The sequence below is a fragment of the Janthinobacterium sp. GW460-12-1-14-LB5 genome (assembly GCF_059423585.1).
The window spans coordinates 170,320-192,948 of the sequence record NZ_JBWKYD010000013.1 but is presented as its reverse complement, the minus strand read 5'-3'; the positions used below and the strand labels follow the sequence as shown (position 1 = coordinate 192,948).

The window sequence follows — 22,629 nt, the reverse complement described above, 5'->3', positions numbered from 1 at the left end:
GTGCCCGCCATCCTAAACTATCTGATCCATCTTATACTGGCCGCCGCGCTGCTGATTGCCTTTTTTATCATCTACACGCGCGTCACGCCGTATAACGAAGTGCTGCTGATCCGCCAGGGCAACCAGGCGGCGGCCCTGTCGCTGGGCGGCGCGCTGCTGGGCTTTTCCGCCACCATCGCCTCGTCCCTGATGCACACGGCCGACTACCAGCAATTCTTCGCCTGGGCCTTCGGCGCCATGGTGGTGCAATTGCTCGCCTATGTGGTCACCACGCGCCTGCTGCGCATGTCGAAGGACCAGATCGAATCGAACAACAGCGCCTTCGGCGGCCTGCTGGGCGCCATTTCCCTGTCGATCGGCGCCATCAACGCCGCCTGCATTTCCTGACGTTTTACCTCATTCAAGGACACCATCATGAGCCTCGGCAGCTTTATCAAGAAGCAGTTTATTGACGTACTGCAGTGGAACGAAGAGACGGAAGGCGTGCTGGCCTGGCGCTTCCCCATGCAGGATTTCGAGATCCAGAACGGCGCCATCCTGAATGTGCGCGAATCGCAGGTCGCCGTCTTCGTCAATGAAGGCAAGATCGCCGACGTCTTCGGTCCCGGCACGCACAAGCTGACGACGCAAACGTTACCGTTGCTGACCAACCTGAAAAACTGGGACAAGCTGTTCGATTCGCCGTTCAAATCGGACGTGTATTACTTCAGCACCCGCGTGCAGACTGGCCGCAAGTGGGGCACGCCGCAGCCGATCACCATCCGCGACAAGGATTTCGACATGATCCGCGTGCGCGCCTTCGGCATGTATTCGTACCGCATCGCCGACGCCCGCACCTTCTTTACGGAGATCAGCGGCACGCGCGAAGTCTATACGCGCGACGAAGTGGAAGATCAACTGCGCGGCATTCTGATGTCGAGCATGGCCAGCTCGCTGGGCGGCGCGAATGTCCCCTTCCTCGACATGGCGGCCAACCAGGCGCTGATGGCGCAAGAGGTCAAGGATGGCCTGGCGCAGGCGTTTGCCCGCTACGGCGTTGGCCTCGATGAATTCAACGTGGCCAGCATCAGCCTGCCCGAGGAATTGCAGGCGGCGCTCGACGAGCGTATTTCCGCCGGCATGAAGGGCGGCCTGGGCGCCGACAAGATGAGCGGCTACACCAAATTCCAGGTGGCCAATGCCATCCCGCTGGCGGCGCAGAACGAAGGCGGCATGGCCGGCATCGGCGCAGGCCTCGGTGCCGGACTGTCGATCGGCCAGGTGATGGCGCAAAGCATGGGCGGTGCGCTGCAGCAGCCCGCCCCGGCACCGGCGGCGCCACCGGCCCCCGCAGAAGAACCGATCGAGGCGCGCCTGGAAAAACTCAAGGGCTTGCTCGACAAGGGTCTGATCTCGCCGGCCGACTATGACGGCGCCAAGGCTGAACTGCTGAAAAAACTGATCGGCTGATTAGAGCGAAATACGACTGCATGCAAACTGTTTCCTGTCCCAGCTGCGGCGCGGAAGTCCGTTTCCGCTCGCACGCTTCCGTGCTCGCCGTGTGCGAGTACTGCCACAGCACCATCCTCAAGGACGCCGATGCCGTCAGGGACGTGGGCAAGATGTCGGCCGTCCTGGAAGACTATTCGCCAATCCAGATCGGCACGGCCGGCATCTATGACGGCCTGCACTTCACGGTCGTCGGGCGCATCCAGCAGCGCTACAGCGCCGGCACGTGGAACGAGTGGTATCTGCTGTTCGACGACGCCAGCACCGCGTGGCTGGGCGACTCGTCCGGCCTGTACACGCTGACGCGCGAGCGCGGCACGCAGGATGCCCTGCCCGCCTTTGGCGAGCTGGCGCCGGGCAGGCGCTACACGATCTGCGGCGAACCGTACACGGCGGCCGAGATCCGCAATGCCGAATGCATCGCCGGCCAGGGCGAGCTGCCCTTCAAGGTGGGCGCCGGCTGGCGCATCCAGGTGGCGGACTTCCGCAACTACGCCAGCTTCGTCACGCTCGACTACACGGATGGCCCGCAACCCGTCGTCTACCAGGGCGTCGCCGTCACCCTGGACAGTTTGAAGTGCCAGCTGCTGCGCGACGACGAGGCCATCGCCAAGAGCGCCGGCAAGTACCGCGGCAAGCTCGATGCGCTCGACTGCCCCTCCTGCGGCAGCGGCATTCAATATGTGCCGGGTGCGGCGGCGCAGCTCGTGTGTCCCGCCTGCCACGCGCAGCTCGACGCCAGCGGCCCGGAAGCGCAGGTGCTGGCCATCGGCAAGCAGGTGCACGAGAACGCCGACATCACGCTGGAACTGGGCGCCAGCGCGAAGATCAGCAATGTGGATTTCACGGTGATCGGCATGATGCGCCGCGCCGACGACGAGGGCAGCGAGTGGAACGAATACCTGCTGTACAACGCGCGCGCCGGCTTCTTCTGGCTGGTGGAGACGGACGAGGGCTGGTCGCGCTCGAACGTGCTGCCGAACTGGCCCAGCTGGGCCTCGCTGGACGCCGCCAGCTGCACGCTCGATGGCGCCACCTACCGCAAACTGTATGACTACGGCTCGCAGGTCGTGTACGCAGCGGGCGCCTTCAACTGGAAGGTGGCCGTCGGCGACAGCACGCGTGTGTTTGAATTCGAGCAGGGACAGACCAAGCTGGCGGCGGAGCTCACGGGCGAGGAAATGACCTGGTCGCGCTCCGTGCCCGTCGCCTATGACCAGATGGCCGCCTGGTTCGGCGCCGCCTTCCATGGCGGCGCCAAGGTACAGAATATCCAGCTGAGCCACCGCGGCATCGCCAAGGTCTTCATGGTCATCGTGCTGGTCCTGAATGCGATTCCCATGTTCGTCTCGTTCTCCAGCACCTTGATGTGGAGTTTGCTGGGCTGTCTGGCGCTGTTCCTGCCCGCCGCTTTTCTCGACAAGAATGCAAAGAATCCCCCATGAGTAAATACGTGATCTATGCCCTGATGGTGACGTTTTCCGTCACGGCCGCCAACTGGGTGCGCATGTTCAAGGTGGCCGGCAGCGGCAGCAGCGGCAGCAGCTGGAGTTCGCGCACGGGCAGCGGCGGCGGCAGCTATGGCGGCGGCTCCAGTGGCGGCAGCCACAAATAAGCATGACAGCCACACCGCATCTGCCCCTGGGCATCCATCTGCTGGCCGACTTGTCCGGCATCGCGCCGGAACGCCTGCGCAATGGCGCCGCGCTTGAAGGCCTGCTGCGCGCGGCGGCCACTACGGCCGGCGCGCAGGTGCTGCACAGCCATTTCCACAGCTTTGGCGCCGGCCAGGGCGTCACGGGCGTGGTGCTGCTGGCCGAATCGCACATTTCCATCCACACCTGGCCGGAATGCAGCTTTGCCGCCGTCGACATCTTCATGTGTGGCGCGGCCCGGCCGCAACTGGCGCTCGACGTCATCAAGGATGCACTGCAGGCGGCGCACTGCCAGCTGCAATCCGTGCGGCGCGCCCCGCCCGGGTAGGCCTGGCGTCGCTGGTGGATCGCGCGGGGATCGCTTACACTGTCGGCTGACCCTCCAACCGTGACTCCCATGCGCCGTTCCGCCCTCCTTGCCCTGCCCCTGCTGCTGGTTTCCGCCTGTGACGACTACACGGCGCCCAGCCTGTACCAGGCCACCACGCCCGAGTGCAAGACGTGGACGGAGGGTTCGCGTTTCGAACTGCCGCGCGGTATCAGCATCTACGCCACGCCACCCGTCACCCTGCAGGAAGGCGGCACGGAGCTGGCGCTGATTTTTACTCTTCCCATCGGCACGCAAGCCAGTTTTACGCGCCTGTCTTTCCTGCTGGAAGAACCGCACAAGGAACCGTTCGCCGAAGCGAAGGTGCTGACCATCTATCAGCGCGGCATGAACCGCAAGGCGGAAATCGTCGACGTCATCGAAACGCTGCCCATCATGTTTTCCGCCGTGGGTTCGAGCGCCGAGACGCAGTGGCGACTGCGCCTGCAACTGCCGCGCCAGCTGCCGCAGCGCTTTGATTTATCCATGCCCGACATGCTCATCGCCGGCAAGCGCTACCCGGTGCGCACGTTTACCTACCGCTATTTCCCCGAGCGCAAGGCTTACGGCATGTGCAGCTGAGGTTGACGCCGGCGCGTGCCGCTGGCACACTGGTATTTTCCATCACACAACAGGAGTAGACAACATGCGCCATTCGGATACTGCCGTGCTGTCGGCTGCCTGATCACTGTTTCCCCAGCTAAGCCTTTTTAGCCCGCCATTCCCCATACGCGTGATCGCGTAGCCGACTTCCCTTCTTTCGTGCCAGTCATTGCGACTGGCGGTGCCTGCACGCGCAGGCTACACGTCCGCACGCGGACGACAGAATCTGGAATCACGCTACCATGATCGCATTCGATTTTGCGCAACTACGCCTTATCGGGCTGCAGCAGGCCATCGCCGGCGCGGCCACCCAACTCGACGTATCTTCCCCGCTATCTTCTTCCCGCGCGCAGCTGCTGCGCGTGAGCGCCGTCCACCGCGACAGCATCATCGTGCACGACGGCAGCCTGGAACAGCCGGCGCAGATCCTGCCGCGGCTGCTGCACGCGCTGCTGGCGCAGGACACCATCCTCACGGTCGGCGACTGGATCGCCGCCGAACCCGATCTTCACGGCACGCTGTGGATAACGGCGCACTTATCCCCAGCCACGCAGATCGCCCGGCGCGGCAATGACGGCCGGCGCCAGGTACTGGCCAGCAATGTCGACACGGCCCTGCTGGTGATGGGACTCGATGGGGATTTCAATCCGCGCCGCCTGGAGCGTTATCTCGCCATCGTGCTGGCGGCGCAAGTGACGCCCGTGGTGGTGCTGAGCAAGGCCGACGTGGCCGACGACGTTGCGGGCAAGCTGGCGCTGCTGAAACAGCGCCTGCCGCCCCACGTGCCGTTGTTTGCCATCGATACGCGCCATGCGTATGACGTGGCCATCCTGGAGCCCTGGCTGGGCGCCGGCCAGACCCTGGTGCTGCTCGGCTCATCGGGCGCGGGCAAGTCCAGCCTGACCAATACCTTGTGCGCGGCGGATCAAGCGACCAATGGCGTGCGCCATGGCGACGGCCGCGGCCGGCATACGACGACGGCCCGTTCGCTGCACCTGTGCGCCGGCGGCGCCTGCATCATTGACACGCCGGGCTTGCGCAGCTGGCGCGCCGATGCCGATGCGCAGACCCTGGCCGCCACGTTTGACGATATCGCGGCGCTAGCAGCGACGTGCCAGTTCCGCGATTGCCAGCATGCCAGCGAGCCCGGTTGCGCCGTGCGCGGCGCCGTCGACGGCGACCGCCTGCGCAATTATCACAAGCTGCTGCGCGACGCCCACCGCAGCGAGGAGACGCCGCTCGAGCGCATCGCCGCGCGCGCCAAGTGGAAGACGATCTTGAAGGCGGGACTGGAAAGGGGAAAGAACAAGCGCCGCTAGTTTTTACTGAAATCCGTTTGCTGAAAAAAAAGGCAGCCCGCAGGCTGCCTTTTTGTATTACTGCATGCGAGCAAATTAATGCTTGCGCAGCTTCTGGATCGCTGCCAGCTGCGCAATCGCGCTGGCCAGCTCGGCTTGCGCTTGCGCGTAGTCGATGCCCGAATCCTTGTTGTGGATATTTTCTTCCGCCAACTTCTTCGCTTCCAGCGCTTTCGCTTCGTCGAGGTCGTGACCGCGGATTGCGGTATCGGCCAGGACGGTCACGGTATCCGGTTGCACTTCCAGCAGGCCGCCGGCAACGAAGACGAACTCTTCTTCAGCCTGGCCGACTACCTTGATGCGGACCGCGCCCGGACGGATGCGGGTAATCAAAGGCGTGTGGCGTGGGTAGATACCCAGCTCGCCCTGTTCACCCGGCAACGCGACGAATTCTGCTTCGCCTGAAAAAATCAGTTCTTCAGCGGAAACCACGTCAACGTGAATTGTGTGTGCCATGTGTGTCCTATCGGGTTGAAGAACCCCGCCTTCTAAGGGGCGGGGTTAGGCCCAGACTTAACTTAGTTAAGTTTCTTGGCTTTTTCGATTGCTTCTTCGATCGTGCCGACCATGTAGAACGCTTGTTCCGGCAGGTGATCGAGTTCGCCCGAAGCGATCATTTTGAAGCCCTTGATCGTGTCTTTGAGCGAAACGTATTTACCAGGCGCGCCGGTAAAGACTTCAGCGACGTGGAAAGGCTGCGACAGGAAACGCTGCATCTTACGTGCACGGGCGACCAGCAGTTTGTCTTCCGGTGCCAGCTCGTCCATACCCAGAATCGCGATAATGTCGCGCAATTCCTTGTAGCGTTGCAGGGTCGTTTGCACGGCACGCGCGGTGTCATAGTGCTCTTGACCAACGATCAACGGATCGAGCTGACGCGAGGTCGAATCCAGCGGGTCCACGGCTGGGTAGATACCCAGGGAAGCGATGTCACGCGACAGCGCAACGGTCGAATCCAAGTGAGCAAACGTGGTAGCAGGCGACGGATCGGTGTAATCATCGGCTGGAACGTAGACGGCCTGGATCGAGGTGATCGAACCGGTCTTGGTCGACGTGATACGCTCTTGCAGACGGCCCATTTCTTCCGCCAGGGTCGGTTGGTAACCCACAGCCGACGGCATACGGCCCAGCAGTGCCGACACTTCGGTACCAGCCAGCGTAAAGCGGTAGATGTTGTCGACGAAGAACAGAACGTCCTTGCCTTCATCACGGAACGATTCAGCGATCGTCAGGCCGGTCAGCGCGACGCGCAGACGGTTACCTGGCGGTTCATTCATCTGACCGTAGACCATCGCGACTTTGGAGTTCTCTGGATTTTCCAGATCGACCACTTTCGCATCAGCCATCTCGTGGTAGAAGTCGTTACCTTCACGGGTACGCTCACCGACGCCGGCGAACACGGACACGCCGCTGTGCGCCTTGGCGATGTTGTTAATCAGTTCCATCATGTTCACGGTCTTGCCTACGCCAGCGCCGCCGAACAGACCAACTTTACCGCCTTTTGCAAACGGGCATACCAGGTCGATCACCTTGATGCCGGTTTCCAGCAGTTCTTGCGATGGCGACAGTTCGTCGTATGCAGGAGCGGTGCGGTGGATCGACGCGATCTGCTCGTGCGACACGGGGCCGCATTCGTCGATCGGGTTGCCCAGCACGTCCATGATGCGACCCAGGGTTGCTTTACCGACTGGCACCATGATAGGTTTGCCGGTATTTTGAATCATCATGCCGCGACGCAGGCCATCGGACGAGCCGAGTGCAATGGTACGGACAATGCCGTCGCCCAACTGCTGTTGTACTTCCAGGGTCAGTTCCGAGCCTGCCATCTTCAAGGCATCAAATACCTTAGGCATCGCGTTGCGGGGAAACTCAACGTCCACCACAGCGCCGATACACTGAACGATTTTGCCATCAGCCATGTTCGTTCCTTCAATATAGTTAAATTCGTTTAAACCGCAGCCGCACCGGCAACGATTTCGGAGAGTTCTTTGGTAATCGCAGCTTGGCGGGTCTTGTTGTAGATCAGCTTCAATTCGCCGATCACACTACCCGCGTTGTCGCTTGCAGCTTTCATCGCGACCATCCGTGCCGATTGCTCGGACGCCAGATTCTCCGCGACTGCCTGGTACACCAGCGCTTCTACATAGCGCTCCAGCAATTCGTCGATCACGCTTTGCGCGTCCGGCTCGTAGATGTAATCCCACGAGTGGGCACCCTTGTCGGCGACCATCTTGTCGGCCGTCAGGGGCAGCAACTGCTCCACGACTGGTTCCTGTTTCATCGTGTTGATGAATTTGGTGTAGCACAGGTAGACTGCATCGATCTTGCCTGCCTGGAACTCTTCGAGCATGACCTTGACAGGTCCGATCAATTTGTCCAGGTGGGGCGTATCACCGGTTTGAATGGCGTGCGCAATGATCTTGACACCGATGCGATTCAAAAAACCCAAACCCTTGTTACCGATGGCAACTGCTTCAATCCGGTTGCCAGCTGCTTCCAGCTCGCGCGACTTCGACGTCACTTGGCGCAGGATGTTGGTGTTCATGCCGCCGCACAGCCCCTTGTCGGTCGTGACAACGATGAAACCCACTGCCTTCGCTTGCGTACCCTGGGCAGCTGCCAGGAACGGGTGCGTGTATTCCGGATTGGCGGTCGCCAGATTGGCGGCGATATTCCGAATCTTGTCACTGTAGGGACGGGCGGCGCGCATACGGTCCTGCGCTTTGCGCATTTTCGATGCGGCAACCATTTCCATCGCCTTGGTGATCTTCTTCGTATTCTCTACGCTTTTGATCTTGCCACGTATCTCTTTGCTTGATGCCATGAGTCCTTACTCCTTCTGCGCGTAGGGCGGCGCCTCACTCGAGGCGGGCGCCGCCTGGCCGCTTAATATGCGCCGGATTTCTTGAAATCAGCAATGGCCGCCGACAGAGTTGCTTCGCTGTCTTTGTCGAGTTGCTTGGTTTCTTCGATCTTGGCCAGCAGAGCAGCTTGCTTGGTCTTCATGTAAGCGTGGACACCAGCTTCGAACGACAGCACTTGCTTGACTGGCACGTCGTCCATGAAGCCTTTGTTCACCGAGAACAGCGATACGGCCATCAGCGAGATCGACAGTGGCGAGTACTGGGCTTGCTTGAGCAATTCCGTCACGCGGGCACCACGGTCCAGCTGCTTGCGGGTCGATTCATCCAGGTCCGAAGCGAACTGCGCAAACGCGGCCAGTTCACGGTATTGCGCCAAGTCGGTACGGATACCGCCGGACAGGTTTTTGATGACCTTGGTCTGGGCGGCGCCACCGACGCGCGATACGGAAATACCGGCGTTAATCGCAGGACGGATACCGGCGTTGAACAGCGAGGTTTCCAGGAAGATCTGACCGTCGGTAATCGAAATCACGTTGGTTGGCACGAATGCGGATACGTCGCCAGCTTGCGTTTCAATGATCGGCAGAGCCGTCAGGGAACCGGTCTTGCCTTTAACGGCGCCGTCGGTGAACTTCTCGACGTAGTCGGCATTCACGCGTGCTGCGCGTTCCAGCAGGCGGCTGTGCAGGTAGAACACGTCGCCTGGGTACGCTTCGCGACCTGGTGGACGGCGCAGCAGCAGCGAGATTTGACGGTATGCAACAGCTTGTTTGGACAGATCATCGTAGACGATCAGTGCATCTTCACCGCGGTCACGGAAGTATTCGCCCATGGCGCAACCGGAGTACGGCGAGATGTATTGCATGGCGGCCGATTCCGAAGCGGAAGCGGCGACAACGATGGTGTATTCCATCGCGCCGTGCTGTTCCAGCGAGCGCACGATGTTCTTGATCGACGAGGCTTTTTGGCCGATCGCGACGTAGATACATTTCATGCCCTGGCCTTTTTGATTGATGATCGCATCAATCGCCACAGCCGACTTGCCGGTTTGACGGTCGCCGATGATCAGTTCGCGCTGGCCGCGGCCAACTGGAACCATCGCATCGATCGACTTCAGGCCGGTTTGCATCGGTTGCGAAACGGATTCACGGGCGATCACGCCCGGCGCGATTTTTTCAATCGCGGCCGTCAATTTGGTCTCGATGGCGCCTTTGCCGTCGATCGGCTGACCCAGCGCGTTGACAACGCGGCCGAGCAGCTCAGGACCGACTGGCACTTCCAGAATGCGGCCGGTGCATTTCACCGTGTCGCCTTCGGAGATGTGCTCGTAGGCACCCAAAATCACGGAACCGACGGAATCGCGTTCCAGATTCATTGCCAGGCCAAACGTATTGCCTGGGAATTCCAGCATCTCGCCTTGCATCACGTCCGACAAACCGTGGATGCGGCAGATACCGTCGGCGACGGAAATAACCGTGCCTTGATTACGCACTTCAGCGCCGCCGTCAAGACCTTGGATCCGGCTCTTGATCAACTCGCTGATTTCAGATGGGTTGAGTTGCATACTAACTCCTAAAAGTGTTTCTCTCAGCTTGCGCGAGGGGTAAGGGTCTGTCTAAGCTGGCCTGCCGAAGCGCGTGTCTTACGACACCAGTGCAGCGTGCAGTTGCTGCAGCTTGGCGCGCACCGAGGTATCGAGCACTTGGTCGCCAACGACCACGCGCACGCCGCCGAGCAGCGATGGATCCACTGTGACGGCAGGGTTGAGCTTACGACTGAATTTCTTTTCCAGCGTTGCGACCAGCTCGGCCGTTTGGCCTTCGCTCAGATCGAAAGCGCTCGTGATCTCGGCGTCAGCCGCACCTTCCAGACCGTTTTTCAACGTATGGAATTGCGCGCCGATTTCCGGCAGCAGGCTGATGCGGCCATTTTCGATCAACATGGTGACGAAGTTTTTCACTTCCTCATTGAGCGGCGATTTCAACAACGACAGGATGGTGGCGGCGACGTCGCTTTCCGAGACTTTCGGATTGCGCGCGTACGCCTGTACCTCGGGGTGGCTACCGATCTGTGCCAGTTCGGACACCAGCTCGGACCACGCCGCGAGGTTGCTTGACTCCTTACCAGCTTGGGCTACGCGGAACAAAGCTTCCGCGTAGGGACGGGCGACGGTTGCGAGTTCTGCCATGATTACAGCTCGACAGCAAGACGCTGCAACATTTCGGCGTGAGCCGTAGCGTTAACTTCACGCTTCAAGATCTGCTCGGCACCCTTGACAGCCAGGTCAGCCACCTGAGCGCGCAATTGTTCGCGTGCTTTCGACAGTTGCTGTTCGGCGTCCGACTGGGCTTGCGCAATGATACGCGCAGCTTCAGCTTGTGCATTTTGCTTGATCTCTTCAGCAACCAGCTGCGCGCGCTTTTCAGCGTCCGCAACGCGTTGCGACGCTTCTTCACGTGCACTGTTCAATGCCTCTTGCGCACGCTTTTCAGCGACAGCCATCGAAGCCTGACCTTGATCGGCCGCAGCCAATCCATCCGCGATTCGTTTGGCACGCTCATCCAGCGCTGTGTTCAGCGCTGGAAATACGAACTTCATCGAGAACCAGACCAACACCGCGAAGGTGATCATCTGGCCGATGAGCGACATATTGATGTCCATACCTTTGCTCCTAACTAAAAGTTTCTCCTAGGGTTGGAGCGAATTACTGAGCAACAGCCGTCAGAGCGGACAGGAACGGGTTAGCGAACGTGTACAGCAGAGCAACACCAACGCCGATCATCGAGATAGCATCCAGCAGACCAGCGATAACGAACAGTTTGGTTTGCAGTTGTGGCATCAGTTCTGGTTGACGTGCCGAAGCTTCCAGGAATTTGCCACCCAAGATAGCGAAGCCCAGAGCGGTGCCGATTGCGGCCAGGCCGATGATGATTGCTGCTGCCAGAACGGTCATGCTTTGTACTTGTGCGATCAGAGCTTGCATAAAATTCTCCTAAATTTAAAAACGAAAGATACTAAAAAAACAAAATATAAAGTTAATGATTAATGTTTCTCAACCGCGAGGCTCAGATACACAACCGTCAACGCCATAAACACAAAAGCTTGCAAAGTTACAATCAAGATATGGAAAATTGCCCATGGACCACCCAACGCCCACTGTGCCCACCAAGGCAACAACGCGATCAAGATGAAAATCAGTTCGCCGGCATACATATTGCCGAACAGTCGCAGCGACAGGGAGATCAGTTTTGCAACCAGCTCAACCATTTGCAGCAGGAAATTGACGGGTGCCAGGGCGATCGTGCCGATCAGACCGCTTGCATGGAATGGTGCCGTGAACAGTTCCTTGATCCAGCCGCCCAGGCCCTTGGCCTTGATCGAGAAGGCGATCACGCACAGCACCACCGACAGCGACATGGCGAAGGTGTGGTTGACGTCGGCGGTCGGCACGGCGCGCAGCTTATGCACGCCAAACCAGCTCAAGATCTTCGGCAACAGGTCAACCGGCAGGAAGTCCATCGCGTTCAACAACCAGACCCACACAAAAATAGTGATGGCCAGCGGCGCGATGACCTTGCTTTTCGCGTGGAAGGCCCCATTAATAGTGTCATTGACGATTTCCATGACCATTTCGACGAAGTTTTGCAACTTGCCAGGGACACCAGCCGTCGCGCGGCGCGACGCCATATAGAAAACAGCCAGGAAAACAAAGCCCAAAATGGCCGAAATCCAGAACGTATCCAGATTGATCATGCCGTCGGCACTTCTCAGGTGGGCCAGATGGTGACTGATGTATTCTGTGGCGTTGGCCGGGGCAGCATGGCCCGCTTCAATAGCGTGTTCTGTGGTCATAATGAATTTAGATTTGTCGTTTCAGAGCTCAACAGGCCCCAAAACCAATGATTAAACAGCGAGCAATGAAAACCAGTATGCTAAGGTTGCCACCGCGAAACCCAAGATCAGCCATAACCAGGCGGCCGACTGAAACAACACCAGTGCCAATATAAACAGCACCGCTGTGATAAATATTTTCATCACTTCTGCGCGCAAATGCGCCCGGAATGCCTTGTTGGCGTCGCTAGAACCGCGAACGACCAGCATGGCATACACCAGGCTACCGATGACTGCGATAGCACCGCCGTATGCGGCGGACCAGCCTCTGACACTACCACCGAAAAACAGGGTGACTGTGGCAAAGCTGATAGCGATTGCTAGCTGCAATGCAACTACTTTGTAGACTGGCTTGGCAATATTTTGTTGTGAATCACTCAATTGCCAGGTTCCCAGAAAAATCTACACACGCAAAGACACGGGATTATAGTTGGCTTTGTTCTATAGAGTCAAACGTTGCTGCACCGCAGCAGGGCAATTGCTGCGTGAAACTGACGCTTTACCGACTATTCGCCGCCTTTTGCACCACTATATGGCAAAGTCGCTTGTCTGGCCGCTTCCAGCCGTGTTATCAAGGAATCACGTGGTGCATCTGGAAAGCATGGCCGGATTGTCCACCCCGCGTTCCCCCTGTCTTTGCAGCTTGCTATTTAACCACGCAAGCGGGTCAACAAACCATCGAGCACGTCAAGATCGGCAAAATCGATGACCAATTGGCCACGGCCTTTATTGCCCATCTTGAACACCACGGGCGTGGCCAGCGCATCGGACAGCTCTTCTTCCAGGCGCGCGATGTCGCCGGACTTTTCCTTTTGCCGCGGCTCGACCGGGTTGGCCGCTTCCTCGACCGTGCGGGTGACGAGCTTTTCCGTTTCGCGCACGGACAGGCGCTTGGCCACGACCTGGTTCGCCAGGGTAATCTGGCTGGCGGCATCGACGGCCAGCAGCGCGCGCGCATGGCCCATGTCGATATCGCCGGCCATCAGCATGGTCTGCACGGGGTTGGCCAGGTTCATCAAACGCAACAGGTTCGACACGGCGCTGCGCGAGCGTCCCAGCGCAGTGGCCGCTTGCTCATGCGTAAAACTGAAGTCGGCGATCAGGCGGTGGATGCCTTGCGCCTCTTCCAGCGGGTTCAGGTCTTCGCGCTGGATGTTCTCGATCAGCGCCATGGCGGCCGCAGCCAGGTCGTCCACATCGCGCACCAGCACCGGCACTTCCGTCAAACCGGCCAGCTGCGAGGCGCGGAAGCGGCGCTCGCCCGCGATAATTTCATATTTAATAAGTCCGCTCAGGGTGTCTTGCCCGATTGGCCGCACCAGGATCGGCTGCATCAAGCCCTGCGCCTTGATCGAGGCGGCCAGTTCATTGAGTGCGCCCTCGTCCATGCGCGTGCGCGGCTGGTACTTGCCGGCTTGCATTTGTGATACGGGCAAGTTCGACGGTTGAGTCGTGTCCGGACTGGCGAAGTCGCCGCCGCCGCCCAACAGGGCGTCGAGTCCGCGACCCAGTCCTTTTAGTTTTTTCGTAGCCATGCTGTCCTAATCGTGTTTTCAGAGTAAGCGCTTACATCAAATTGTGCAGGCGCCCGCCCCTTGTTTACATATGTTTGATGCGCTCGACCATTTCGGCGCCGAAGGCGATATACGCCTGGGCACCTTTCGAGCTGGGGTCGAAGGTCACGCCGGGCAAGCCGTACGACGGCGCTTCGGCCAGGCGCACGTTGCGCGGGATGATGGTATTGAAGACCTTGTCGCCGAAGTGCTGTTCCAGCTGCGCCGACACTTGTTGCGATAATGTCATGCGCGGATCGAACATCACGCGCAGCAAGCCGATGATCTTCAAATCCGGGTTCAGGTTCGCATGCACCTTCTTGATGGTGTTGACCAGGTCGGACAAGCCTTCCAGCGCGTAGTACTCGCACTGCATCGGGATGATCACGCCATGCGCGGCGCACAGGCCGTTCAGGGTCAGCATCGACAATGCCGGTGGGCAATCCACCAGGATGAAGTCATATTCACTGTCGACTTCGGCCAGCGCATCCTTCAGGCGGCGTTCGCGGTTGTCGAGCTCGACCATCTCCACTTCGGCGCCGGCCAGCTCGCGGTTCGACGGCAGCACATCGAAGCGCCCCGCCTCCGAACGCTGGCGTGCCGTTTTGACATCGGACTCGCCCAGCATCACTTCATACGTGGACGCCTTCAGGCCGGCCTTGTTGATGCCGGCGCCCATGGTCGCATTGCCCTGCGGGTCGAGGTCGACCAGCAGCACGCGCTGGTTCAACTTGGCCAGACCGGCGGAGAGGTTGACGCTTGTTGTGGTTTTACCAACACCACCCTTTTGATTTGCTACACAAAAAATTTTGGCCATGTATCTTCTAGTTGTAAAGAGATGCAAACTTCATCGTGCGCCCCGGCATCTGGCCGAAACGATTTATACTATTTATTTCATTTATACGATATAAATCGTTTATATGGTTTATATTATTTATACCGTATAAACTGTTTATATTATTTATACCGTTAATTCCGCGGCCTTTAAATTCTTGCCATAAAGACCAGATGACGCTCTGCATTTAGCCCTGGCACCTGGATTGCCCGTAATTCCGTCACTTTCCAGTCTGCCGGCAGTCTCTCTCTCTCGTCTGGCGGTGCCACCCCTTTCAAGGCGATGAATTGCCCGCCCTCGGCCAGCACGTGGTGCGACCAATTGACGAAGTCGGACAGGTCGGCAAAGGCGCGCGAGGTGATCACGTCGAATTTCTGCGCCACTTCCAGCTGTTCCACGCGTTTCGTGTACACGGTGACGTTGGCCAGGCCCAGTTCCGCCTTCACTTGCGTCAGAAATGCCGTCTTTTTATGCACGGTGTCGATCATCGACACCTTCACGTCGGGCCGCGCGATGGCCAGGACCATGCCCGGCAAGCCGCCGCCGGCGCCCACATCGAGCACATTCTTTGCCTCCGCGAACGCCGGCACGGCGGCCAGCGAGTCGAGCACGTGCAGGGTCAGCATCTGCATCGGATCGCGCACCGACGTCAGGTTGTACACGCTGTTCCATTTGGCCAGCAAGGCCAGGTAATCGAGCAGTTTTTCCGTCTGATCCGCGCTCAGGTCCAGCCCCAGCGCGGCGACGCCTTCATCCAAAATCTGGGCCAATGCGGCCCGGTCAAACTGCTTCATTCAACAACCTCGTCCTTTAAAGTGGTGGTCTGTATTTCGGCTTGCCCTGCGCCAAAGCCGCGCTTTTTCAGGTGCACCAGCAGCAGCGAAATCGCCGCCGGCGTCACGCCGGAAATGCGCGAGGCCTGGCCCAGGGTTTCAGGGCGCTGCTTGTCGAGTTTTTGCCGCACTTCGACGGACAACGCGCCGATATCCAGGTAATTGAAACCTTCCGGCAAGGCCAGGTTTTCATAGTGTTCGTGGCGCTCGATTTCCTTGCTCTGGCGCTCGATGTAGCCCGCATATTTGAGCTGGATTTCCACCTGTTCGCGCACGGCGGGGTCTTCCACGCCCGGGCCGGCCAGGGCCTGGCCTTCGATGCCCGTCATGCTCATCAGGGTGTCGTAGGCGACGTTCGGGCGGCGCAGCAAGTCCGCCAGCGAGTACTCGCGTTCGAGGGCCTGGCCGACGATGCGTTCCGATTCGGCGGCCGCCAGGATGCGCGGATTGACCCACGTGGAACGCAGGCGCTCGAGCTCGCGCGCCACAGCTTCGCGCTTGGTCTCGAACGCCTGCCACTGGACGTCGCCCACGCAGCCCAAGGCGCGGCCGATTTCCGTCAGGCGCATGTCGGCATTGTCTTCGCGCAGGCTCAAACGGTACTCGGCGCGGCTGGTGAACATGCGGTACGGCTCCTGCACGCCCTGGGTGATCAGATCGTCGACCAGCACGCCCAGATAAGCCTCGGAGCGGCCCGGCACCCAGGCTTCCTTGTCCTGCGTCAGCAAGGCCGCATTCAGGCCCGCCAGCATGCCTTGCGCGGCCGCTTCCTCGTAGCCCGTGGTGCCGTTGATCTGGCCGGCGAAGAACAGGCCGGCGACGGCCTTCGTTTCCAGCGAGGCCTTCAAGCCGCGCGGGTCGAAATAGTCGTATTCGATGGCGTAGCCGGGGCGCAGGATGTGGGCGTTTTCCATGCCCTTCATCGATTGCACCAGGGCGATCTGCACGTCGAACGGCAGGCTGGTGGAGATGCCGTTCGGATAGAACTCGTGCGTCGTCAAGCCTTCCGGCTCGAGGAAGATCTGGTGCGATTCCTTGCCCGAGAAACGGTGGATCTTGTCTTCGATCGAGGGGCAGTAACGCGGGCCCACGCCTTCGATGACGCCCGTATACATGGGGCTGCGATCCAGGCCGGCGCGGATGATGTCGTGCGTCTGGCTATTCGTGTGCGTGACCCAGCACGGCACCTGGCGCGGGTGCATGGCCGTGTTGCCCATGACGGAAAACACGGGCACGGGATCGAGGTCGCCCGGCTGTTCTTGCATCACGGAAAAGTCGATCGTGCGGCCATCGATGCGCGGCGGCGTGCCCGTTTTCAGGCGGCCTTGCGGCAGTTTCAGTTCTTTCAGGCGGGCGGACAGGGAGATGGCGGGCGGATCGCCGGCGCGGCCGGCCGAGTAATTATTCAGGCCCACGTGGATCTTGCCGTCGAGGAAAGTACCGGCCGTCAGCACCACGGCACGCGCGAGAAACTTCAAGCCGATCTGCGTCACGGCGCCGACGACCCGGTCGCCTTCGACGATCAAGTCGTCGACCGCTTGCTGGAACAGCCACAGGTTGGTTTGGTTTTCCAGCCGTGTACGGATGGCGGCCTTGTACAAAATACGGTCGGCCTGGGCGCGCGTGGCGCGCACTGCCGGGCCTTTCGAGGAATTCAGGATGCGGAACTGGATGCCGGACTCGTCGGTGGCAATCGCCATCGCGCCGCCCATGGCATCGACCTCCTTGACCAGGTGGCCCTTGCCGATGCCGCCGATGGAAGGGTTGCACGACATCTGGCCCAGTGTCTCAATATTATGCGTGAGCAATAGCGTCTTCTGCCCCATGCGGGCGGAAGCGAGGGCCGCCTCGGTACCGGCGTGACCACCACCGACAACGATGACGTCGAATTCTGTAGGAAATAACATGATAAATAGGTAACAGTGCAAGTAAAAATGCGGGAAGAGAGCTCCGATTATAGAGTCTTTTTGCAAGCGCAACCTTCCACGGGCCAATTTTTGCTTAATTTTTACTCAGCAAGGGCAAGTCAACGGCGATTTTTGTTTCACGTGGAACACGCAGCGGTGCCTGGACAGGGTCCGCGAGGGGGCTGCGGCGGCCGCCAATGTTTGCTACAATTGCCGCATCGTCCGCATCCATGGTCACGCCAGTGACTATTGCGACGATCATCCAGGAGGACGGCCTCCCCCATCATGGGAACACACCGGGACGGCCCGCTCTGTATAAGGAGCCGCCATGGCCTGGATACTGTTACTCATTGCCGGCATGCTTGAAGTCGTGTGGGCATATTCGATGAAACTCTCCGCGGGTTTCACCAGACTCACCCCCTCCGTGATTACCATCGTCATGATGATCGCCAGCTTCGGCTTGCTGTCGCTGGCCATGCGCACCCTGCCCTTGGGCACGGCCTACACCATCTGGACGGGCATCGGCGCCGTCGGCGCCTTCATCGTCGGCATCGTCTTTCTGGGCGAGCAAGTCAACACCATGCGCGTATGCGCCGCCGTCCTCATCGTGTGCGGCATCGTGCTGATGAAACTGTCGTCCAGCCACTGAGAGGAATCCCCATGCTCCTCGAAAACTATTTTCCCGTCCTGCTGTTCATTCTGATCGGCATCCTGGTCGGCATCGTGCCCATGCTGCTGGGACGCGTACTCGGGCCGCACAAACCCGATGCGCAAAAACTGTCCCCGTATGAATGCGGCTTCGAAGCGTTCGGCGATGCGCGCATGAAGTTCGACATCCGCTTCTACCTGGTCGCCATCCTGTTCATCCTGTTCGATATCGAGGTGATCTTCCTGATGCCATGGGCGGCCAACGTCAATGCACTGGGACTAGCCGGATTCTGGGCCGTCATGGGGTTTCTGGCCGTGCTGGCCATCGGCCTGGCGTATGAATGGAAACGCGGCGCGCTGGAGTGGGAGTAAGCGCCGCTTCTGGTTCCACGTGAAACAGGCACGGGGGCGAAAAGCGGAGTAAGCTGGGCTTCTGTCCTTCCTGTCAGGAGTACGCATGCCCGCCTTCCAGTTTCGCACCGTGCCGCATCTGATCGTTGAACCAGGCGCCGCCGCCCAACTGGGCGCGCATATCGCCCATCACTTCCCCACCGTGCGCCGCGCCCTGCTCGTCACCGACGCGGGCTTTTTGCGCACGGGCCTGGCCGATGCCTCGCTGCACAGTTTGCAAGCGACGGGCATCGAGGCGCATGTCTTTTCCGATGTGCAAGCCGATCCGCCCGAAGCCGTCGTGCTGGCCGGCGTGGCCCAGGCCCAGATGTTTCACGTGGAACTGATTATCGGCCTCGGGGGCGGCAGTTCGCTGGACGTGGCCAAGCTGATCGCCGTGCTGGCACCGGGCCGCCAGGAACTGGCCCAGCTGTATGGCATCGGCAATGTCCACGGCCAGCGCCTGCCCCTGGTGCAATTGCCGACGACGGCGGGCACGGGCTCGGAAGTGACGCATATCGCCATTGTCACCACGGGTGCCACCAGCAAGATGGGCGTGGTCGCGCCGCAACTGTATGCGGACCTGGCCATCCTCGATGCCAGCCTGACCCTGGGCTTGCCGCCCGCAGTGACGGCCGCCACCGGCATCGATGCCATGGTGCATGCGATCGAAGCGTACACCAGCCGCCTGCTGAAAAATCCTCTGTCCGACATGCTGGCTACCCACGCGCTGTCGCTGCTGCACGCGAATCTCGTCACCGCCTGCCGCGATGGCAGCAACTTGCCGGCGCGGCAAGCCATGCTGCTCGGTGCCATGCTGGCTGGCCAGGCATTTGCCAATGCGCCCGTGGCCGCCGTGCACGCGCTCGCCTATCCGATCGGCGGCCTGTTTCACGTGCCACATGGCCTGTCGAATGCGCTGGTGCTGCCGCACGTGCTGCGTTTTAATTTGTCCCATGCGGCGCCACTGTACGCGCAACTGGGCACCGTTCTCCAGCCCGGTATCGCGGGCAGCGACGAAGCGCGGGCCGTGTCCCTGATCGACGCCATGCAGGAGATTGCCCAGGCCACGGGCATCGCGCGCACCTTGCGCGAGGTGGGCATCGCAGCCGGAGACCTGGACAGGCTGGCCGATGAAGCCATGCTGCAGACGCGCTTGCTGGGCAACAATCCCCGGCCCGTCACGCGCGCCGATGCGCGCGCCATCTATGCTGCCGCACTATGAGCCAGCAGACGGAATCTGCCAACCCGCCCTGCTACACTGAAGCCATGACGCCTCCCGATATCGCCATTCACGTTAACCCAACCAGCTTTCCGCATGGCGCCTGCGCGGGCTGCCACGACAGCGCGCCGCTGCCGTTTGCCTTCGAGTATGCCTATCAGCCCATCGTCGACCTGGCCACGCGCAGCATCTATGCGCACGAGGCGCTGGTGCGCGGCCCGAACGGCGAAAGCGCGGCCAGCGTGCTGGCGCAAGTCAACGACGCCAACCGCTACCGCTTCGACCAGGCGTGCCGCGTCAAGGCCGTGGCCGGCGCAGCGCGCCTCGGCATGCAAGGCTTCCTGTCAATCAACTTCCTGCCCAACGCCGTCTACCGCCCGGAAGTGTGCATCCGCAGCACCCTGGAAGCGGCAAAACTGCATCGCTTCCCTACCGATAAAATCATCTTTGAAGTGACGGAAGGCGAACGGGTGCAGGATCGTCCCCACCTGGTCGAGATCTTCCGCGCCTACCACCGCTTCGGTTTCCAGACGGCCATCGATGATTTCGGCGCCGGCCATGCGGGCTTGAACCTGCTGGCCGAATACCAGCCCGACATCATCAAGATCGACATGGACCTGGTGCGCGGCATCGATACGCTGGCGCCGCGCCAGGCGATCGTGCGCGCCATCGCTGGCCTGTGCCGCGAGCTCGGCATCCGCGTGCTGGCCGAGGGCATCGAGACACGCGCCGAGCGCGACTTCCTAGCCGGCTGCGGCATTTCACTGATGCAGGGCTACTGGTTTTCCAAGCCCATCTTCCAGGGATTGGGCCGGATCGCCGACACGGCCTGGGAGTAATAAAAAAGGCCACGTGAAACGTGGCCGCAGGTTCCACAAATGATACTGCCTAGTTGGGAATATCGACGACAGTCCCCGTCACGCTGATGGCATTGCCGGGCGCCGGCGTTGCCGCAATCGCCGGCACGTTGACATTCGTGATCAGGGTCGACGCATCGGCGCGCGTCACCGTGCGAACCACCTGCGATGGCGGCAAGGCTTGCTTGGCGTTCAAGTGCGCATACATGGCGTCGAGTGCCCGGTTCAGGTACACGTGCAGCGGTACGATCAGGGTCGGCAAGGCGCTGCTGAAGGAATCGAAGTGGTTGGCGTTGGTCACCTCGATATAACGCAACTTGCTATTGCCCCCTTCCACGGCGGCGTTCAGGCCCAGGTAGGCGCGCGCAGCGTGGTTGACGGGAATCAGCGTATCGCTGCGGCCGTGCACGATGAGGGCCGGCTTGCCATTGAGCTTGCCAGTTGCCTGCACCTCAGCCATGCCGGCACGCACGCGCACGCTTTGCCCCGCCAGGGTGCCCTGCAAATTGGCGCCGCTGACGGCGTCGCGCCCCGTCGCCAGACTGCGCAGGCACAGGAAGCCATCGAGCGACTGGTCCGCCAGGCTGGTCGAAGGCGACACGCCGGCCGTGTAGACCCTGGCGCCGCCCACGCTGTTCTCGTACACGACACTGCCGGGGATGCCGTTTTGCGCGGCAAAGCTGGCCGCCTTTTGCGCCGAGGTGAACGCGATCGGATTGCCGCTGCCATCCGTCTGCGCAAACGTGAAACCGCACACTTTATCGGTCACGGAGAATTTTCCGTAGGCATACACGTACGTGACGGCCACCAGGATGTTCGTGCCCGCGTGCGCCGCCTGCAGCGGATCGGAGTCCACTAACCAGCCATACGCGCGCAAGCGCTGCTTCGCGTCCGCCTGCTGCACCGCCAGGTCGGCACCGTTCAATAAGCCCTTGGCCACGAGCGCCGTACAGCGTCCCGCATTGCCGGCCGCGGAAGCGATGCACGGCTGATACAGGGCGGCATAGGTGGCGTAGTCGAACAGCGCGCGGCCGGGATTGGCCACCACCGCCCCGCCCTGGCGCACGCTGTAAGCCGTGGACAGCTGCGGTTGTACCTGCGGCTCGCTGGCCGCCACGCCGCTGATCAAACCTTTCGTATCCTGTTCCGCCGCCAGCAGGGCCGAACCGGCGCCGTTGGAAATGCTCGAGGCGATCGTGATGGTGTTTTTCGGCGTCAGCCGTACGATGCGCGAACTGCCATCGCGGGCCAGCACGCCGTAGCGTTCATTCAAGACGTAATACGCCATCTCGACCGCCTGCAAAGTGACCTTGCCCCAGTCCTTCTCCGGGTTCTGCTGCGAGTGCGCATGCTTGAAGGCGACGCGGTTCGGGTAGGCGCCAGCCCAGGCCAGCCGGTCGGCGTCGTTCAAGTCCGGCGCGAAGAGCGCGTTCTTGCCCGCGGCCACCCTGCCCGCGCGCAGGCCGTTCTGCAAGTTGACGCTGTCGTCCTCGAACACATACAGGCCCGTGCCGGAACCCTTGTCGGCATACGCCACGGCGCAACCTTTTTTCAGGCCCCATTCGCCCGAGCTGCCGATGGCGCCGTAGATGCCGCGCGAACCGCTCGACGTGCCCGTGACGATGCAGGCGCGATCCGGGTCGAAGCTGGCCGGCACCTGCACCATCAAGGTGACATTCTTCTTGCCCGTGCCATCGTCGGCATAGGCGATGTATTCGCTGCCCGCGACCAGGCCCTCGCCACTGCCCACGTTGCCGGCGGCATCCACGTTCGGTCCGTACAGGGTGCCATAGCCGCTGTTGGCGGCGATGTCGAGCACGGCGCGGTAGTTGGCGTAAATCGCATTGCGGCGCAGTTCGACCGGCGTCGGCTGTTCGGCATTCGCATACAAGGGCGTGGCGCCCGCCAGCCCCGTCTTGCCCAGGCCGGCCGTCAGCAAATCGTTCGTCTTGCCGTCGTAGTCGGCGCGCGCAATCGTCCCCAGGTAGCCGGGCATCTGGTTCAGTTCTTCCGGCGCATGGTTGCTGCCGCAGCCTGCCAATGCCAGCAGGGTGCACAGGCTCATGCCGGTGCCCGCGCGCGTGATCGTCATTTGCATGGTGGTTCTCTCCGTTGAAGTAACAGTGGACGCACAATGAAAAACGCCGGACGATCCGTC

25 protein-coding genes are annotated in these 22,629 nt (G+C 60.7%); 11 read left to right on the top strand and 14 right to left on the bottom strand.

Translation table 11 applies throughout. The annotated features are described in order from the left end of the window. The 7 genes from AC07X6_RS15595 (at window position 1) to rsgA (ending at window position 5,432) form a co-directional block, all read left to right on the top strand. On the top strand, window positions 1-387 hold the full coding sequence (locus AC07X6_RS15595; protein ID WP_070288892.1) for a DUF350 domain-containing protein: 387 nt from the start codon (window positions 1-3) through the stop codon (window positions 385-387). A 27-nt stretch (window positions 388-414) separates the two neighbouring features. Next, the gene (locus AC07X6_RS15590; RefSeq protein WP_152251544.1) at window positions 415-1,449 is read left to right on the top strand and encodes an SPFH domain-containing protein; all 1,035 of its coding nucleotides are present in this window, start codon (window positions 415-417) and stop codon (window positions 1,447-1,449) included. Between the two features lie 20 nt (window positions 1,450-1,469). Beyond that, complete coding sequence (locus AC07X6_RS15585; protein WP_494791554.1) at window positions 1,470-2,933, top strand: DUF4178 domain-containing protein; 1,464 nt, start codon at window positions 1,470-1,472, stop codon at window positions 2,931-2,933. Continuing rightward, window positions 2,930-3,103, top strand: coding sequence for a hypothetical protein (locus tag AC07X6_RS15580; protein ID WP_494791553.1), 174 nt, complete (start codon window positions 2,930-2,932; stop codon window positions 3,101-3,103). Before AC07X6_RS15585 ends, AC07X6_RS15580 begins: the two co-directional genes overlap by 4 nt. 2 nt (window positions 3,104-3,105) lie before the next feature. Further along, window positions 3,106-3,471, top strand: a complete 366-nt coding sequence (gene speD, locus AC07X6_RS15575; RefSeq protein ID WP_494791552.1) for an adenosylmethionine decarboxylase — start codon at window positions 3,106-3,108, stop codon at window positions 3,469-3,471. A gap of 69 nt (window positions 3,472-3,540) precedes the next feature. Continuing rightward, window positions 3,541-4,092, top strand: a complete 552-nt coding sequence (locus AC07X6_RS15570; protein WP_494791551.1) for a hypothetical protein — start codon at window positions 3,541-3,543, stop codon at window positions 4,090-4,092. Window positions 4,093-4,355: 263 nt separating this feature from the next. Next, the gene (gene rsgA / locus AC07X6_RS15565; protein WP_494791550.1) at window positions 4,356-5,432 is read left to right on the top strand and encodes a ribosome small subunit-dependent GTPase A; all 1,077 of its coding nucleotides are present in this window, start codon (window positions 4,356-4,358) and stop codon (window positions 5,430-5,432) included. Window positions 5,433-5,507: 75 nt separating this feature from the next. On the opposite strand, the gene AC07X6_RS15560 is transcribed toward rsgA, so the two are convergent. The 13 genes from AC07X6_RS15560 to mnmG form a co-directional block, all read right to left on the bottom strand. Continuing rightward, window positions 5,508-5,927, bottom strand: coding sequence for a F0F1 ATP synthase subunit epsilon (locus tag AC07X6_RS15560; protein ID WP_065307860.1), 420 nt, complete (start codon window positions 5,925-5,927; stop codon window positions 5,508-5,510). Window positions 5,928-5,989: 62 nt separating this feature from the next. After that, a complete protein-coding gene (atpD, locus tag AC07X6_RS15555; RefSeq protein ID WP_034752705.1) occupies window positions 5,990-7,390 on the bottom strand; it encodes a F0F1 ATP synthase subunit beta in 1,401 nt (466 codons plus the stop codon). 29 nt (window positions 7,391-7,419) lie between these two features. Further along, window positions 7,420-8,295 (bottom strand): F0F1 ATP synthase subunit gamma, encoded by an 876-nt coding sequence (gene atpG / locus AC07X6_RS15550; protein ID WP_230540116.1) that lies wholly within the window; start codon window positions 8,293-8,295, stop codon window positions 7,420-7,422. Between the two features lie 62 nt (window positions 8,296-8,357). Next, window positions 8,358-9,899, bottom strand: coding sequence for a F0F1 ATP synthase subunit alpha (gene atpA, locus AC07X6_RS15545; RefSeq protein ID WP_034752701.1), 1,542 nt, complete (start codon window positions 9,897-9,899; stop codon window positions 8,358-8,360). 78 nt (window positions 9,900-9,977) lie between these two features. Further along, complete coding sequence (locus AC07X6_RS15540; protein WP_034783838.1) at window positions 9,978-10,523, bottom strand: F0F1 ATP synthase subunit delta; 546 nt, start codon at window positions 10,521-10,523, stop codon at window positions 9,978-9,980. 2 nt (window positions 10,524-10,525) lie between these two features. Then, window positions 10,526-10,996: a F0F1 ATP synthase subunit B gene (locus AC07X6_RS15535; RefSeq protein ID WP_099761157.1), complete on the bottom strand. Its 471-nt coding sequence runs from the start codon at window positions 10,994-10,996 to the stop codon at window positions 10,526-10,528. A 43-nt stretch (window positions 10,997-11,039) separates the two neighbouring features. Next, window positions 11,040-11,318 (bottom strand): F0F1 ATP synthase subunit C, encoded by a 279-nt coding sequence (gene atpE / locus AC07X6_RS15530; protein WP_034752695.1) that lies wholly within the window; start codon window positions 11,316-11,318, stop codon window positions 11,040-11,042. Window positions 11,319-11,377: 59 nt separating this feature from the next. After that, window positions 11,378-12,187 (bottom strand): F0F1 ATP synthase subunit A, encoded by an 810-nt coding sequence (atpB, locus tag AC07X6_RS15525; protein WP_046681851.1) that lies wholly within the window; start codon window positions 12,185-12,187, stop codon window positions 11,378-11,380. Window positions 12,188-12,238: 51 nt separating this feature from the next. Continuing rightward, window positions 12,239-12,607 carry an ATP synthase subunit I gene (locus tag AC07X6_RS15520; RefSeq protein ID WP_230540115.1) on the bottom strand — a complete coding sequence of 123 codons (369 nt, stop codon included), beginning with the start codon at window positions 12,605-12,607 and terminating at the stop codon, window positions 12,239-12,241. A 269-nt stretch (window positions 12,608-12,876) separates the two neighbouring features. Further along, the gene (locus AC07X6_RS15515; RefSeq protein WP_494791549.1) at window positions 12,877-13,761 is read right to left on the bottom strand and encodes a ParB/RepB/Spo0J family partition protein; all 885 of its coding nucleotides are present in this window, start codon (window positions 13,759-13,761) and stop codon (window positions 12,877-12,879) included. Window positions 13,762-13,825: 64 nt separating this feature from the next. Then, window positions 13,826-14,596 (bottom strand): ParA family protein, encoded by a 771-nt coding sequence (locus tag AC07X6_RS15510; RefSeq protein WP_046681849.1) that lies wholly within the window; start codon window positions 14,594-14,596, stop codon window positions 13,826-13,828. 167 nt (window positions 14,597-14,763) lie between these two features. Next, window positions 14,764-15,408, bottom strand: coding sequence for a 16S rRNA (guanine(527)-N(7))-methyltransferase RsmG (gene rsmG, locus AC07X6_RS15505; protein WP_494791548.1), 645 nt, complete (start codon window positions 15,406-15,408; stop codon window positions 14,764-14,766). Then, window positions 15,405-17,354, bottom strand: a complete 1,950-nt coding sequence (gene mnmG / locus AC07X6_RS15500; protein WP_494791547.1) for a tRNA uridine-5-carboxymethylaminomethyl(34) synthesis enzyme MnmG — start codon at window positions 17,352-17,354, stop codon at window positions 15,405-15,407. Before mnmG ends, rsmG begins: the two co-directional genes overlap by 4 nt. Before the next feature lie 328 nt (window positions 17,355-17,682). Between mnmG and sugE the strand changes: the two genes are divergently transcribed. From sugE to AC07X6_RS15480, 4 genes are all read left to right on the top strand, one after another. Then, a complete protein-coding gene (gene sugE, locus AC07X6_RS15495) occupies window positions 17,683-18,003 on the top strand; it encodes a quaternary ammonium compound efflux SMR transporter SugE (protein ID WP_494791546.1) in 321 nt (106 codons plus the stop codon). A gap of 11 nt (window positions 18,004-18,014) precedes the next feature. Further along, a complete protein-coding gene (locus AC07X6_RS15490) occupies window positions 18,015-18,374 on the top strand; it encodes an NADH-quinone oxidoreductase subunit A (protein WP_230540110.1) in 360 nt (119 codons plus the stop codon). An 85-nt stretch (window positions 18,375-18,459) separates the two neighbouring features. Then, complete coding sequence (locus AC07X6_RS15485; protein ID WP_494791545.1) at window positions 18,460-19,617, top strand: iron-containing alcohol dehydrogenase; 1,158 nt, start codon at window positions 18,460-18,462, stop codon at window positions 19,615-19,617. Between the two features lie 44 nt (window positions 19,618-19,661). Next, the gene (locus AC07X6_RS15480) at window positions 19,662-20,453 is read left to right on the top strand and encodes an EAL domain-containing protein (RefSeq protein ID WP_494791544.1); all 792 of its coding nucleotides are present in this window, start codon (window positions 19,662-19,664) and stop codon (window positions 20,451-20,453) included. 49 nt (window positions 20,454-20,502) lie between these two features. Here AC07X6_RS15480 and AC07X6_RS15475 read toward each other — a convergent pair whose 3' ends face one another. Continuing rightward, a complete protein-coding gene (locus AC07X6_RS15475) occupies window positions 20,503-22,563 on the bottom strand; it encodes a 3-hydroxybutyrate oligomer hydrolase family protein (RefSeq protein WP_494791562.1) in 2,061 nt (686 codons plus the stop codon). Between the last annotated feature and the right edge of the window lie 66 nt (window positions 22,564-22,629).